17 protein-coding genes are annotated in these 13,084 nt (G+C 36.4%); 10 read left to right on the forward strand and 7 right to left on the reverse strand.

The window, feature by feature from the left end:
* The first annotated feature begins 40 nt into the window (after positions 1–40).
* The 6 genes from L1S31_RS01415 to groL all read left to right on the forward strand — a co-directional run bounded on the left by L1S31_RS01415 (position 41) and on the right by groL (position 4,655).
* Positions 41–874, forward strand: coding sequence for a hypothetical protein (locus L1S31_RS01415; RefSeq protein WP_236461152.1), 834 nt, complete (start codon positions 41–43; stop codon positions 872–874).
* A gap of 41 nt (positions 875–915) precedes the next feature.
* Positions 916–1,419, forward strand: coding sequence for an LptE family protein (locus L1S31_RS01420; protein WP_236461154.1), 504 nt, complete (start codon positions 916–918; stop codon positions 1,417–1,419).
* 12 nt (positions 1,420–1,431) lie between these two features.
* Positions 1,432–2,247 carry a tetratricopeptide repeat protein gene (locus tag L1S31_RS01425; RefSeq protein ID WP_236461156.1) on the forward strand — a complete coding sequence of 272 codons (816 nt, stop codon included), beginning with the start codon at positions 1,432–1,434 and terminating at the stop codon, positions 2,245–2,247.
* 2 nt (positions 2,248–2,249) lie between these two features.
* Positions 2,250–2,585: a preprotein translocase subunit SecG gene (secG, locus tag L1S31_RS01430; protein WP_236461158.1), complete on the forward strand. Its 336-nt coding sequence runs from the start codon at positions 2,250–2,252 to the stop codon at positions 2,583–2,585.
* A gap of 136 nt (positions 2,586–2,721) precedes the next feature.
* Entirely contained in the window at positions 2,722–2,997 is a 276-nt protein-coding gene (locus tag L1S31_RS01435) for a co-chaperone GroES (RefSeq protein WP_236461160.1), read from the forward strand.
* Between the two features lie 26 nt (positions 2,998–3,023).
* The gene (gene groL / locus L1S31_RS01440; RefSeq protein WP_236461161.1) at positions 3,024–4,655 is read left to right on the forward strand and encodes a chaperonin GroEL; all 1,632 of its coding nucleotides are present in this window, start codon (positions 3,024–3,026) and stop codon (positions 4,653–4,655) included.
* A gap of 48 nt (positions 4,656–4,703) precedes the next feature.
* Here the strand turns inward: groL and L1S31_RS01445 are convergent, their stop codons facing one another.
* The 5 genes from L1S31_RS01445 to L1S31_RS01465 all read right to left on the reverse strand — a co-directional run bounded on the left by L1S31_RS01445 (position 4,704) and on the right by L1S31_RS01465 (position 9,039).
* Positions 4,704–5,387, reverse strand: a complete 684-nt coding sequence (locus L1S31_RS01445) for a DedA family protein (protein WP_236461164.1) — start codon at positions 5,385–5,387, stop codon at positions 4,704–4,706.
* Between the two features lie 59 nt (positions 5,388–5,446).
* Positions 5,447–6,157, reverse strand: coding sequence for a DUF2490 domain-containing protein (locus L1S31_RS01450; RefSeq protein WP_236461166.1), 711 nt, complete (start codon positions 6,155–6,157; stop codon positions 5,447–5,449).
* Between the two features lie 61 nt (positions 6,158–6,218).
* Positions 6,219–6,560: a heavy-metal-associated domain-containing protein gene (locus L1S31_RS01455; RefSeq protein ID WP_236461169.1), complete on the reverse strand. Its 342-nt coding sequence runs from the start codon at positions 6,558–6,560 to the stop codon at positions 6,219–6,221.
* A 10-nt stretch (positions 6,561–6,570) separates the two neighbouring features.
* Positions 6,571–8,592, reverse strand: a complete 2,022-nt coding sequence (locus L1S31_RS01460; RefSeq protein ID WP_236461170.1) for a TonB-dependent receptor plug domain-containing protein — start codon at positions 8,590–8,592, stop codon at positions 6,571–6,573.
* A gap of 51 nt (positions 8,593–8,643) precedes the next feature.
* On the reverse strand, positions 8,644–9,039 hold the full coding sequence (locus L1S31_RS01465) for an HYC_CC_PP family protein (RefSeq protein WP_236461172.1): 396 nt from the start codon (positions 9,037–9,039) through the stop codon (positions 8,644–8,646).
* Between the two features lie 309 nt (positions 9,040–9,348).
* On the opposite strand from L1S31_RS01465, the gene L1S31_RS01470 reads away from it, so the two are divergent.
* The 4 genes from L1S31_RS01470 to L1S31_RS01485 all read left to right on the forward strand — a co-directional run bounded on the left by L1S31_RS01470 (position 9,349) and on the right by L1S31_RS01485 (position 12,037).
* Positions 9,349–10,029, forward strand: coding sequence for a hypothetical protein (locus L1S31_RS01470; RefSeq protein WP_236461174.1), 681 nt, complete (start codon positions 9,349–9,351; stop codon positions 10,027–10,029).
* Between the two features lie 206 nt (positions 10,030–10,235).
* Entirely contained in the window at positions 10,236–10,637 is a 402-nt protein-coding gene (locus L1S31_RS01475; protein WP_236461175.1) for a hypothetical protein, read from the forward strand.
* Positions 10,627–11,391 (forward strand): sensor histidine kinase, encoded by a 765-nt coding sequence (locus L1S31_RS01480; protein WP_236461177.1) that lies wholly within the window; start codon positions 10,627–10,629, stop codon positions 11,389–11,391. Before L1S31_RS01475 ends, L1S31_RS01480 begins: the two co-directional genes overlap by 11 nt.
* Positions 11,384–12,037, forward strand: coding sequence for a response regulator transcription factor (locus tag L1S31_RS01485; protein WP_236461179.1), 654 nt, complete (start codon positions 11,384–11,386; stop codon positions 12,035–12,037). The genes L1S31_RS01480 and L1S31_RS01485 overlap by 8 nt, the downstream gene beginning before the upstream one ends.
* A 2-nt stretch (positions 12,038–12,039) precedes the next feature.
* On the opposite strand, the gene L1S31_RS01490 is transcribed toward L1S31_RS01485, so the two are convergent.
* Positions 12,040–12,492 (reverse strand): exosortase F system-associated membrane protein, encoded by a 453-nt coding sequence (locus L1S31_RS01490; RefSeq protein ID WP_236461181.1) that lies wholly within the window; start codon positions 12,490–12,492, stop codon positions 12,040–12,042.
* Complete coding sequence (gene xrtF / locus L1S31_RS01495) at positions 12,470–13,024, reverse strand: exosortase family protein XrtF (protein ID WP_236461182.1); 555 nt, start codon at positions 13,022–13,024, stop codon at positions 12,470–12,472. Before xrtF ends, L1S31_RS01490 begins: the two co-directional genes overlap by 23 nt.
* Between the last annotated feature and the right edge of the window lie 60 nt (positions 13,025–13,084).

The following is a 13,084-nucleotide window of genomic DNA, read 5'->3' on the forward strand; positions in this document are numbered from 1 at the left end:
CAATTTATTTCCTTATTTTTATAGAACTAAACCATTCGCTATGAAAAAGTTCTGTCTTCTTTTGATTTCAATCTGTCTATTGACATCATGCTCCAATGATTCGACAACGAGTAATGAACCGAATCCAAATTTGCTGCAAAGGGTTGATTTTTATCCGGGTACTCCCAATGAAAAACAATGGATTTTCAATAACGAGGGTATATTGACAGAGATAGTTAAAGCCGATGGAACCCTCGTTCAGGATTTTATCTATGACAATAACAATCGATTGATTGGTTCTACTGTTTACCATGATGACTCAACTACCGAAGGACACACCTTTACTTATGACTCCAACGATTTCCTGACTAGTGTTGACGGTGAAAACATTCATTATGACAACTCATTGCAGGCATATTATACAGGTAATTTGAACAGTTATTACAGGTTAACCAAAATCAATAGTGATAAATTATTATTGGAAGGCAGAACCATACAAGTAGATAATGACGAAAGTGGATTTAATGAAACCATATGGTCAGAGATGCTTGTATATTATTCAGGCAACAATGTTACTTCCTACCATCCCAATGAGAGTTGTAATTACCTAACCTATGACAGCAATGTCAATCCCTTAAGAAATGCAACCCTTTCGATCTGCAGGGCTTTTAGTTTTGTACAATATTCAAACTGGGTTGATGGACAATTCAATTCCACCAATAATGTGCTTACACACAGTTATTGCGCGGAAGATCCTGAAAGCTCCGTTTACCATTATACCTATAATTCGAATAACCTGCCTCAAATTCAAACCAGTGACTCTTATTATCATGGGGTTTTTGAAAGTACTATGACTTCAATAAAGTATTACTACCAAGGAGATCTTCTTCCTTAATTCAAAATAAAGAAGTACTTTAGCGGTCTTTAATTATTACCATGAAGTTTTTAAAATTACTTGCTGTTTTTATCCTTGCCATTGCCGTTAACGGTTGTGGCCCTTATAATTTTACAGGAACAGGAAAAATTGACGCCAAGACATTCCAGGTGAATTATTTTCAGAATAATGCCGATTTGGTTGAGCCGGGAATCGAAAGGACTTTTACGATTAAACTTCAGGAAATCATACAGAACCAAACCAATCTTAACCTGACCAACACCAATGGTGATTTGGTATATGAAGGTGAAATTGTAGATTACCGAATTACTCCGATGCAGGCTACTGCCGCACAAACGGCTGCACAAAGCAGGCTTTCCATTACAGTAAACGTTCGTTTTACAAATAAAAACAAGGAAGCTGATAATTTTGAAAAACGCTTTTCGTTTTACAGGGATTATGACGGATCAGAACTTCCAACCGGTGCTACATTAGCTGGTTATATCGATTTCATTTATGAACGGATTACGCAGGATATTTTCAATGAATCATTGGCAAAATGGTAATTAAATCTTGAAATGAATTTAACAGATTATACTTTTTTACTCAACAAACCCGACGCTGTCAATGATCGGTACGCTGAAACATTGGACAATGTTTTGGAAGCGTTCCCTTATTTTCAGAGCGCGCGTGTGCTGAAATTAAAGCATCTGTACAATCAGGACAGTTTCAATTATAATTATGCCTTGAAAATTTCTGCAGCATATACCACCGACCGAAGCATCCTGTTTGATTTCATTACTTCCGATTCATTTGTTTCTGTCCAAAAAGGGCTCTACGAAAAGAAGCTTGAAGAGCTGATGAACATGAATGTTGTGGGAAGTGAACACCTTATTGTTGAAGCCAAACAGCCAACAGTTGACGCTTTGGAACAATCAATCCTAACGTCAATCAAGGAAGCGACCACAACCGAAGAACAAAAAGCAGAAGAAAAATTGTCCATCGGAAAACCCTTGGAATTTTCAAGGAACGAAAAGCACTCTTTTCAGGAATGGCTGCAATTATCGCGCTTGAAACCCATCGTTCGTGAAGAAATCAAGCCAAATATCGATGAGGATAAGAAGAAAAAACTGGATTTAATTGATAGGTTCATTGAAAACAACCCTAAGATAACACCAATTGCAAAAGACGCTGAAGTCCCAGTTGCTGCTACATTTTCAGAGGATACTTCCTATCTTATGACCGAGACTTTAGCCAGGGTTTATCTCGAACAAAAAAAATATTCGAAAGCAATTCAAGCTTATGAAATATTAATTTTGAAATATCCAGAAAAAAGTAGTTTCTTTGCAGACCGAATTTCTGATATTAAAATTTTACAACAAAATAATAAGTAATAATGAGCACATTTTCAATCTTTTTAGTATTAATAACAATAGTTTGTTTTTTACTGATAATCGTAATTATGGTACAAAACCCAAAAGGTGGCGGTTTATCATCTTCATTAGGTGGTTCAACACAAATGGGAGGCGTTCAAAAAACAACAGACTTTTTAGATAAGAGTACTTGGACATTAGCAACGATACTAATCGTTTTGATATTATTGTCAAGCTTAAGTTTCACAGGAAGCATGAGCGATGCCAATTCAAAAATCATTGACGAAAAAGAAGCTGCGGCTCCTGCTAAAACAACAGCTCCTGCTCCTGCTAAACCGGTGGAGACTCCAAAAAAATAATTCTTAGATATAAGAAATACAATGCCAGCAGTATAAGCTGGCATTTTTTTTAGACTGAAAATTTGTCAGCCAATATCCAAATGGTATAATTTCTGACTAGCAAAAACCAAATATTAAAAAACAAATACATCATATTATGGCATTAAATATTAAACCTCTTTCAGACCGAGTAATCATTGAGCCTGCTGCTGCTGAAACGCAAACAGCTTCTGGAATCATCATTCCGGATACGGCAAAGGAAAAACCACAAAAAGGAACTGTCGTTGCTGTTGGAAATGGCAAAAAAGACGAACCAATGACTGTAAAAATTGGCGATACAGTCCTTTATGGAAAATATGCTGGAACCGATTTAAAATTCAATGGAAAGGATTACCTAATCATGCGCGAAGATGACATCTTAGCAATTATCTAATTCAAAAAAAAAATACAAAACTAATTATGGCAAAAGATATAAAATTCGATATTGAAGCACGTGACGGATTAAAACGTGGCGTTGATGCATTGGCTAATGCAGTAAAAGTTACCCTTGGACCAAAAGGACGTAACGTAATCATAGGAAAATCATTTGGCGGGCCAAATGTTACTAAAGATGGTGTTACTGTTGCTAAAGAAATTGAATTAAAAGACCCATTGGAAAATATGGGTGCACAAATGGTAAAGGAAGTGGCTTCTAAAACCAACGATTTAGCTGGTGACGGAACTACAACTGCAACCGTTTTAGCTCAGGCAATCGTAAAGGAAGGCTTGAAAAACGTAGCAGCTGGAGCCAATCCAATGGATTTAAAACGCGGAATTGACAAAGCGGTTGAAGCTATTGTTGCCGATTTGGCAAAACAAGCTCAAGTAGTCGGAAGCGATTCTGAAAAAATAAAACAAATTGCCTCTATCTCGGCTAACAACGACGAAGTTATTGGAGATTTGATCGCTACAGCTTTTGGAAAAGTTGGCAAGGAAGGCGTTATCACGGTTGAAGAAGCTAAAGGAACCGATACTTACGTTGATGTTGTAGAAGGAATGCAGTTTGACAGAGGTTACCTTTCTCCATACTTCGTCACTAATCCGGAGAAAATGGAAGTGGAATTGGAAAGACCATACATTCTTTTGTATGACAAAAAAGTTTCTTCATTAAAAGAATTGTTACCAATCTTAGAACCTGTTGCACAATCAGGAAAACCATTATTGATCATTGCAGAAGATGTTGACGGTGAAGCCTTATCGACATTGGTAGTAAACAAATTGCGTGGTGCCTTGAAAATTGCTGCTGTAAAAGCTCCGGGCTTTGGAGACAGAAGAAAAGCGATGTTGGAAGACATTGCCATCCTTACAGGCGGAACCGTAATTGCTGAAGAAAGTGGTTATACTCTTGAAAATACAACTTTGGAAATGTTGGGAACAGCAGAAAAAGTTACTATCGACAAAGACAATACGACTTTGGTAAATGGTGCCGGAAGTGCTGACATGATTAAGAATCGTGTGAACCAAATCAAAGGTCAGATGGAGTCAACTACTTCTGATTATGACAAGGAAAAATTGCAGGAACGTTTGGCTAAATTAGCCGGAGGTGTTGCCGTTCTTTATGTTGGAGCCGCTTCTGAAGTGGAAATGAAAGAGAAAAAAGACCGCGTTGACGATGCGCTTCACGCGACCCGTGCTGCTGTTGAGGAAGGAATTGTTGCCGGTGGCGGTGTTGCGCTATTGAGAGCAAAATCGGTATTGGAAAAACTTAAAGCTGATAATGCTGACGAAGCAACAGGAATCCAGATTGTATCACGTGCTGTTGAAGCTCCGTTGAGAACAATCGTTGAAAATGCAGGATTGGAAGGTTCTGTAGTAGTTGCAAAAGTTTCAGAAGGGAAAGCAAACTTTGGTTACAATGCCAAAACAGACGAATATGTTGACATGCTGAAAGCCGGAATCATTGATCCTAAAAAAGTTACGCGTGTGGCACTTGAAAACGCTGCATCTGTTTCGGGAATGATATTGACAACCGAATGTGCTTTGGTGGAAATCAAGGAAGAAAATGCCGGTGGCGGAATGCCAATGGGCGGCGGAATGCCGGGAATGATGTAATTAAACTAGATTATCAATAAAAAAAGTCCCGAGTAATTCGGGACTTTTTTATTCCTGTTCTTTCGGAACTTTCTTTATGAATTTTAGGAAAACCGGAAGCGTTGAGACTAAAATGATTCCGATTACGATGACTTCTATATGCTTTTTTAAATCGACATCAAATTTGTCCAAAAACATTCCGTACAAATAATGCCCTGAAAAAATAAGCACAAACGACCAAAGAAACGAACTCACTATGTTGTAAAACATGAATTTCTTTTTATCCATGGTAACAATGCCGGCAACAATTGGGGCAAATGTCCTGACAATAGGTAAAAAACGTGCAAAGATGATTGCTTTTCCTCCATATTTTTCAAAGAAATCCTTTGACTGGATCAGGTATTTTTTCTTGAACCAAAAACTGTCTTCCTTTTTGTATAAGTAATAACCACTTTTGGCACCAAACCAATAGCCAACCATATTCCCCAAAATCCCGGCTATTGCTATTAAAGTCGAAAGAAGGACCACATTGAGGATATCGCTTTCGATGAAAGCAAAATTTTCAATCAAGTCCCGACTGTAAATTCCCGATAAGAAAAGTAAACTATCGCCAGGCAAAAAGAAACCGGCAAACAAACCTGTTTCGGCAAAAACAATGAATAATACAATCCACAAACCTACTTTTACACCACCAAGAGACATGGTTATGTAGAACTCGGGATTTAGCAATTGCATCCAGTCAAAATCACTCATGGATCATAAATTTTATCGAGCGTGAAATTAATGCTTTTTTTTGGGATTCAGCGTTAAAATTAATGCTTTTGCAAATCCAGATTGTGAAAAAGCGTAACTGAAACCGTATGATTCATAGCATCATTGCCATAACTTGAAGTAACATACTGATTCATATAACCCAATTCCAATCGCAGTTTATTATTGTGGTTTAAACCAAGTCCAACAAGAAACCGGTTCTGGTCCATGAATTTGGAATTGACTTTGTTTTCACCTATTGTCAAAAAAACTTCATCCTGAAGCACGGCATAAATCTGGTTTTTATCCGATTTTAAATCTGCAATGTGAAACAAATTCCGGTTCATATACCGAAACCTGTTTTGATAAGCTGTAGAATTATCCGCCAATTGTTCAATCCATCGCTGTTCCAACCTCAAGCGGTGTGTCATGGTGTTTTTGCTCCATTTATTGTTGATTTGGTATTGTTCCCAAAGTCGGTTTTCGGTAAAAAATTCGTCTGCCGAAGCGCTGTAAGTATGTATCAAACCGTAACCTACTGTAACGTGTTCGTTTGGTTTGATAAAATAAATTCCGCCAATCCGGAAAACATTTTGGAGGTTTTGGTCAAAATGATTTTCATACCTTAATTGTCCTTCAACATGAAATCCCCATTTTTCGGAAACCTTCCACTGTCCAATGTATGCAAACCAAGTGCGTTGATCCTGAACTGTTTTTTGGGCAAAACAATTTCCATAAACAAGCAATAACAGAAGGAATAATATTCTTTTCAATTTGGAATTTTTAGCAAATTTAAACATAAAAAACTCCTTAAAAAGTTAAGGAGTTTTTAATTTATTTTCTTTCATACTTGCAGCAGGAATGCAGCTTTTCATAAACTTCATCAGTAGATTTTACCTCGTCAGTATCGTGGCCAACTTTAGCAATGGCTTTTTTCACATCAATTATGGAACATTTTTCCTCATTGATGATCAAATGAAGGATGTGGTCGTCAATATGCCATTCGGCGCTTTTTACTCCGGATACAGAATAAGCAGCCTTTTCAATCCGCTTTTTGCATTGCTCGCAATTGCCATTTACCTCGATATTGTATTTGGCATTTTTGTTCTTCTTATCTTGTGCTTGTGTTGAAAGTGTTACAAACAGTAACATCATTCCTAAAAATATATTCTTCATAATTTTTATTTTATTTTATTTTAAATCGTAATCCCGCATAATACATTTGGCCAAAAACCGGAGCATAGATAATCGACGTGTCAAAATTAGTTCCAAACGGATTGTCTGCTCCTAAAATTGCTTTGTCCTGACGGTAGTTGCCAATGTTTTCTCCGCCAACATACATTTCAAAGGTACTCGAAAAAGTTCGGGTAATTTGCGCATTCATCACAGCAAACGAAGGTGAAAATTCAGGAAATCTATCTGCCGCCGCATTAGTACGGGTATTTGGCAATTGCTGTTTTCCAAGCCAGTTCACGGTGTAGTCAAATTTCCATTGCCTTCCATGGTCTACAATATGCGTTGCATATTCCATATTGGCAAAAAATCGGTGCTTAGCCTGCAATGGCCTTTGATAGCTTCCTGAAAGATAATCGGTCGATATGTCATAATATTTATACGCTGTACGAAGATTTAGATGCTTGATGATTTCCAGGTTGAAATCGAGCTGCAGGCTATTGGCATACGATTTTCCTTTAAGGTTGTAAAACAAAACCTCTTGCGGCGAATTCATTACATCAACCACAGCTTGGTTTTGGAAATCGGTGCGATAGAAATCAATCGTCGTATCGGCATTCATGCCAAACAATTTGAAATTTTGCGTAAAACTGATTCCGTAATTCCAGGCAATTTCCGGGTCAAGTCCATAAACTTTCCCATTTGTATCCAAAACCTGAAATGTCCTGGAGCTGGCAAAAAGGTTTTGGTTTTCCGCAAAAATATTAGCTGCCCTCTTTCCTCTTCCGGCAGAGAAACGTAATACCGATTTCTCCCAAGGATTGTATTTCACATGCAGCCTTGGCGTAAAGAAAGCCCCTAACCTATTGTGATAATCAAATCTTCCGCCCAATATATAACTGAATTTATCATTATCGTCATAAGTATATTCGAAGAAAGCTCCAACAGAATTATCGATTCGGCTTACATCAAAAAGGTTTACAAACTCTGAATATTTGTCATAAGTAAAGTTCAGTCCCGTGGCAAATTTATGTTTGGTATTATTGATAATCGAATTGAAAATCAGGTTGGAATAATAGCTTTGCTGCTTGATGTCGTATTGGTTTAAACCAAAATACGATTGCTGGTTGTGATTGCTGAATGCATTCTGGAAACCAATGCTTTGGTATGGCATATCTTTAAAAACATAACCTACTTTCGAAGAAAAATCCAGTCTTTCCGTATTGATTTCTGAGCCCCAGTAATTCGTAGTCAACCTGTCTCTGTCAGGATCAAAGTCAAGCTGGCCTGTTTGTTTCTGGTCGTTCATATAACGAAAATTAATAAACGAAACCCAACCTGTTTCGGCACAAGCATACTGCCAGCGGTTGATGATATTGAATTGTTTTCCCAAAGGATTGTCCAGGAAACCATCATCATTCATATCGTTTTTGGAAACACGTGCGTTGCCATGCACAAACAAACTAGTGGACCAATCGTCTGAAATTTTCTTATTGAAATGAGTGTTCAGTTCGAAGCGTGAATCAGTCGAACCGTAAGCATTAAGATAAAACGGAATATCTTTAAGTGGTTTGATTAATTCTGTGTTGATTTGGCCCGAAATGCTTTCGTACCCATTGACCACACTACCAGCACCTTTTGTAATTTGGATGCTTTCAACCCAGGTTCCCGGTGTAAATGATAATCCGTAGGCTTGCGAAGCGCCGCGAACCGAAGGTATATTTTCCTCAGTAATCATAATGTAAGGGCTGGTAAGTCCTAACATCTTGATTTGTTTGGTTCCGGTCAATGCATCAGAAAAATTGACGTCAATGGACGGATTGGTTTCAAAACTTTCGGCAAGGTTGCAGCAGGCTGCCTTGAGCAATTCCTTACTCGTGACAAGTGTTGTATTTGCCGTGCCTGAAATTGATTTTTTCAATCCCTTTTTACTGGTTTCTACTGTGACGGTTTTCAGGGTATCCTTTTTAATTTCTTCCTGGGAAAAAGTAACAGCAGAAATCAACAATGCTAGGAATAACAGTATTTTTTTCATTAGTTAAAATTTTAATATTCGTAATAAAGAGTTCCTTATCGAATATTAAAATCAGCAGTAAAAAGTGTATTGGCTGTACAAGAGATACAAAGGCGGCGCATGGGCATCGCAGTAGTAAGTAAAGGTATCTCTTTGTTGGAAGTTATTATTTAATGTAAAGAATTGAGGCGTCCAGTAATCGGTAACCGCAATAAAGTCGAGCAATAAGGATGGAACGATTATTTGGTCTGATTTGATTTCGGCCTTGATGACTTTATCATTGCAGCATTGGGAATCCTTTTCAACAATTCCGCAGCATTCATCAATTACTTCTGCAGTTGCAGGTATTGTGCTGATTGTAACCGAAGCGATTTCATTATCACAATAATGCACATTGAACGCCAATCCCAAATTGGAAACCAAAAGGAAGGCCGTTAATAATATGCTGATGTGCTTTTTGAAAATCATAAGGCAAATATAAGCAAAAGAATTATTTACATTCTTAAGATATGTTTAAAAGCAAAAACTTTCGATTATCTGCGGAAAACTTGAGAAATCAGTTGTGTCATTAGGAGAAACACTAATGAATTGAATACTTTTTACTAAATAATTGAAAACCTTTTGCTTATTGGTTTTTATTAGGTTTTTACCTATATTAGCTTGTGATTAACGTTAACAGGAAAAAAACTGTTAATGGTTAGTGTTTTTCCTAATTTGATTTTGAATGATAAGATTGAATTTTGAAGAAAATATTAATCAACTTTAAAAACTAAAATCATGAGAAAAATTATTTTAACCGGATTATTGCTAGTTATCGTACTAGGAATTGGAGGAATCATTGGTTATGAAATTGGTAAAAAACCAGTTGAACACGGAATTGTTGAAGGAGACAACGGTAATACGCACGAAAAATTTGACAAGCTTAATTATACCCAGCTTTTGACCGAATTAAAAAAGCGGCCTGATAATTTCGCCGCATTTGCCAGAGTGTTAGGAAGCCATAGAGTTTGTGAAAAAGATTATTTACAATTCCAGTCCGATTTTTGGAAAGGCACTACACCTATGGAAAAAGAAATAGATGTTAATAGCTTTATCCTTTCTGAGATACCAAACTCCAGTTGTGGATTTGCTGATTTAGCCGAATTCAATCCGGATTCTGCTAAAAACTTAAATATAAGTCCTCCAAAATGCACGGCTCTAATGGATCATGATCGGTTGACATCCTGTTATCCTAAATCAATGTTTGATTATTTTAATTACCTACATATTAATCATAGTTATAGAATCTACATCACCAAAGGATTGAAAGATATTGAGTTAGCAGATGGCAGCATACAGAAGGATGTAACGATTATAATGTTTAGGGTTGAAAACAAGACCAGGACTTATAGCAGTTATTATGATATTGTTGATGATCCAACGTTTGAGCCAGAAGGAGAGATCCATTGCCTTCCATAATGGTTTGGATAAAGGCATATATCTTTTTAACCTTACTCTTTTGTCTTTTCTGTTTAAGAAAAACAAAAAGCTGTTTTTTATTGACAATAATCTTATTAGCAGCAAACACAACAGGGCTAATAGCTTATGTTAATGAAAGCTATTATCACGAATCAGCGAATTTGTACATTTTCATATCTTTTATATGCAGTTTTCTTATTATGAATATGGGTTGTAAAAATTCGTTGATTCCAAAATATTCGGTGTTGCTATTTGTTGGTTTCTGCATCGCTTCGTATTTTTTTAATTCAATTCACAAGTTCAATCAGGATATATTCGTTTTTGGTTCACTAGCTTATCTGGTTGTTTTCATTATCGTTTCGATTAATAACCTAAAGGAAGAGGATTTGGATTTTTTTACGTCCAATAACTTTATATTGATTTCTTCTCCTTTGTTATTTTTTTTAGGAATGGCGCTTATTTTTGGTTTTAAAAACAAGGAACTAAACAACCAGGACGTTTTAGGAATGAAGTTCTATGAACTGGTTAATTTGTTTGGCAACATTACTTACTATTCACTAGTCAATCTTTACATCTACAAAGAATTCAAACAAAAAAATGCTACATAACATTGCCATAGGAGTTCTCATTTGTTTACTATTCATTACGATAGTGATCATTTTTAGTGCTGTTATCATAAAGCTCTATATCAAAAAGGTAAAAGAGCACAACTTTAAGGAAATTGAGTTTCAGAAAAACCTAAATAAGGCGATTCTTGAAACACAGGAACAAGTGTTGGAAAACATTTCGCAGGATTTACATGACGATATTGGACAGCAGCTCACCTTTGTCAATTTCCAGTTAGAGAAAATAAAGCTTGGTACACAAGACCACGAGGAATTAAACAAACTTACCGAATCAGTTTCAAGGGTTTCCGGCTCGGTGAGAGACTTGAGTCATTCGTTGAATTCCAATTTCCTGGCACAAAATGATTTACAAAAGGCCATTGAAAAAGAAGTTACCCGAATAAAAAAATATGGCAATCTCAATGTTTCCTTTCAATCATCTTTAACGAATTACAAATTCACCAATACCGAAAAAATCATTTTATACCGTATTTTTCAGGAAGTCACGGCGAACGCATTGAAACATTCCGATGCCACAAAAATTGAGATTACAATGAATGAAAAGCCTAACTTTCAGTTTATTATTAAGGACAATGGCAAAGGTTTTAATATGGAGGAAACCATCCATAAAGATTCGCTGGGTTTAATTAATATCAAATCCAGATGCGAAATCATAGATTGTGAGTTTGATATGAATTCAAAAATCAACGAAGGAACAACAATCATCATCACCAAAAAAACACCTCAAAATGAATAAAATATCAGTATGCATCATTGATGATCACACTATTGTGCGTCAAGGCTTGAAAGACCTGTTGGAAAAACTCGGCGGTTTTAGGGTAATTTCAGAATTTGAAAATGGCCAGCAATTTCTCAATGCACTTCCTCTGGAAACACAACCCGATGTTTTCATCCTCGATTATTCGATGCCAAAAATGACCGGAATTGAAGTATTGAAAGCGCTTGAAGAAAGAGAGGAAGAATATAAAGTCCTACTGCTTACCCAACATTTTGACGAAAACATCATCAACGAAGCCTATAATTTTGGAGCACGCGGCTTTTTGCATAAAAACTGTTCGGCACATGAATTAAAATTTGCGCTTGAAAACATTGTGAAAATTGGCTACAACAATGTTTCTGAAATACTAAAACGAATTAAGAACTATGACAGCCAGCCCAAACCAAAAGAAGTAATTGATTTGACTACAAGGGAACTTCAGTTCTTAACCCTGGTTTGTGACGAAAAGGAATATACCTACGAACAAATGGCTGAAATAATTGGGGTTTCGGTGAAATCAATTGATGGATACCGAACCACAATGTTTGAAAAATTCAATATAAAATCAAAAGTCGGATTGGTGCTTTTCTCTTTTAAACATAAGCTTACAGAACCTTTTCTGTAAACTTATTTCTTAAACTGTTTCTGATAATAGAAAGCCGGAATGAACAACAGGATGAATATTGGCTGTATCAAAAACCTTCTGATATAAAACAATGTCATTTTTTCATGCGGAAAGAAAGTCAGCGTAAACATGAAGCTAATCAATAACACAGAACCTAAAATAAAATAAATAAAAGCGGTGAATTTCACTATTTGCTTATCCTTAAAAATCACATACAGTAGAAAAAGTGAAATCATTGAGTTCAGGTAAAAGCGCATTCCCATACTGAAAAAAAGTTTGGCCATTTGGGGAATGCTGAATTTTGGCAAAGGAATGTGACTGTATTCCGTTTTGAAATACTCCAAAAAAGGATCGTAAAAAATCGTCTCCTCAAAGGCACGGATTAAAACCAAAAGCAGGATAAGGAACAACACTTTCCCTATCTTTTTCTTATCATTTAGCAGGTCTCTCAGCATACAACGAATATTTATTAACCCAAACCACCCATAATAAAAACACAATTCCATAAATCACCAACGGAAAAATCACACCATGAAACAGATGCTCATACGTTGGCAGTTGATACAATGCCACGCACAAAAGCGCAATCCTTCCAATGTTCAGAACGTGAATCAAAAGACATCCCAAAACAATAAAAATAATAGTATTCCTAAACTTTCCGCTAAAGGCAATCACAAATGAAATAAACAAAATCATCACACTAATGGCATTGCAGCCTTCAATAATCCGGGAAATGTATTTGCCTTTGTAAATGATTTTCACGCTGGGTTCCTTGAGATGTGGCATGGTGTAGGACTTTGAATCAAACCAGGACAAAACGGTTGCAGATTGATCGGCGACGATTTGTGTAAAAGAATCTACCTCAGCATTATTCGCATCGAAACGATTGAGGTACGTTTGATAAATTACCGTCAGGATCAAATAACTGGCAATGAATTTTCCGAGAAAAAGCAAAAAGGGTTTGTATTGCTGCAGTATATTTTTCAAGAGATAATTTTTAACAAATTTATATAAAATAAAAAAGGTGCAGTCGTTACATTTGCATAA

It is taken from the genome of Flavobacterium wongokense, assembly GCF_021608265.1.
GTDB lineage: Bacteria > Bacteroidota > Bacteroidia > Flavobacteriales > Flavobacteriaceae > Flavobacterium > Flavobacterium wongokense.

Bases quoted from the DNA above. Each gene is read 5' to 3' on its own strand.
- L1S31_RS01415 (WP_236461152.1), top strand. From the start codon at position 41: ATGAAAAAGTTCTGTCTTCTTTTGATTTCAATCTGTCTATTGACATCA.
- L1S31_RS01420 (WP_236461154.1), top strand. From the start codon at position 916: ATGAAGTTTTTAAAATTACTTGCTGTTTTTATCCTTGCCATTGCCGTT.
- L1S31_RS01425 (WP_236461156.1), top strand. From the start codon at position 1,432: ATGAATTTAACAGATTATACTTTTTTACTCAACAAACCCGACGCTGTC.
- secG (WP_236461158.1), top strand. From the start codon at position 2,250: ATGAGCACATTTTCAATCTTTTTAGTATTAATAACAATAGTTTGTTTT.
- L1S31_RS01435 (WP_236461160.1), top strand. From the start codon at position 2,722: ATGGCATTAAATATTAAACCTCTTTCAGACCGAGTAATCATTGAGCCT.
- groL (WP_236461161.1), top strand. From the start codon at position 3,024: ATGGCAAAAGATATAAAATTCGATATTGAAGCACGTGACGGATTAAAA.
- L1S31_RS01445 (WP_236461164.1), bottom strand. From the start codon at position 5,387: ATGAGTGATTTTGACTGGATGCAATTGCTAAATCCCGAGTTCTACATA.
- L1S31_RS01455 (WP_236461169.1), bottom strand. From the start codon at position 6,560: ATGAAGAATATATTTTTAGGAATGATGTTACTGTTTGTAACACTTTCA.
- L1S31_RS01460 (WP_236461170.1), bottom strand. From the start codon at position 8,592: ATGAAAAAAATACTGTTATTCCTAGCATTGTTGATTTCTGCTGTTACT.
- L1S31_RS01465 (WP_236461172.1), bottom strand. From the start codon at position 9,039: ATGATTTTCAAAAAGCACATCAGCATATTATTAACGGCCTTCCTTTTG.
- L1S31_RS01470 (WP_236461174.1), top strand. From the start codon at position 9,349: ATGAGAAAAATTATTTTAACCGGATTATTGCTAGTTATCGTACTAGGA.
- L1S31_RS01475 (WP_236461175.1), top strand. From the start codon at position 10,236: ATGGGTTGTAAAAATTCGTTGATTCCAAAATATTCGGTGTTGCTATTT.
- L1S31_RS01480 (WP_236461177.1), top strand. From the start codon at position 10,627: ATGCTACATAACATTGCCATAGGAGTTCTCATTTGTTTACTATTCATT.
- L1S31_RS01485 (WP_236461179.1), top strand. From the start codon at position 11,384: ATGAATAAAATATCAGTATGCATCATTGATGATCACACTATTGTGCGT.
- L1S31_RS01490 (WP_236461181.1), bottom strand. From the start codon at position 12,492: ATGCTGAGAGACCTGCTAAATGATAAGAAAAAGATAGGGAAAGTGTTG.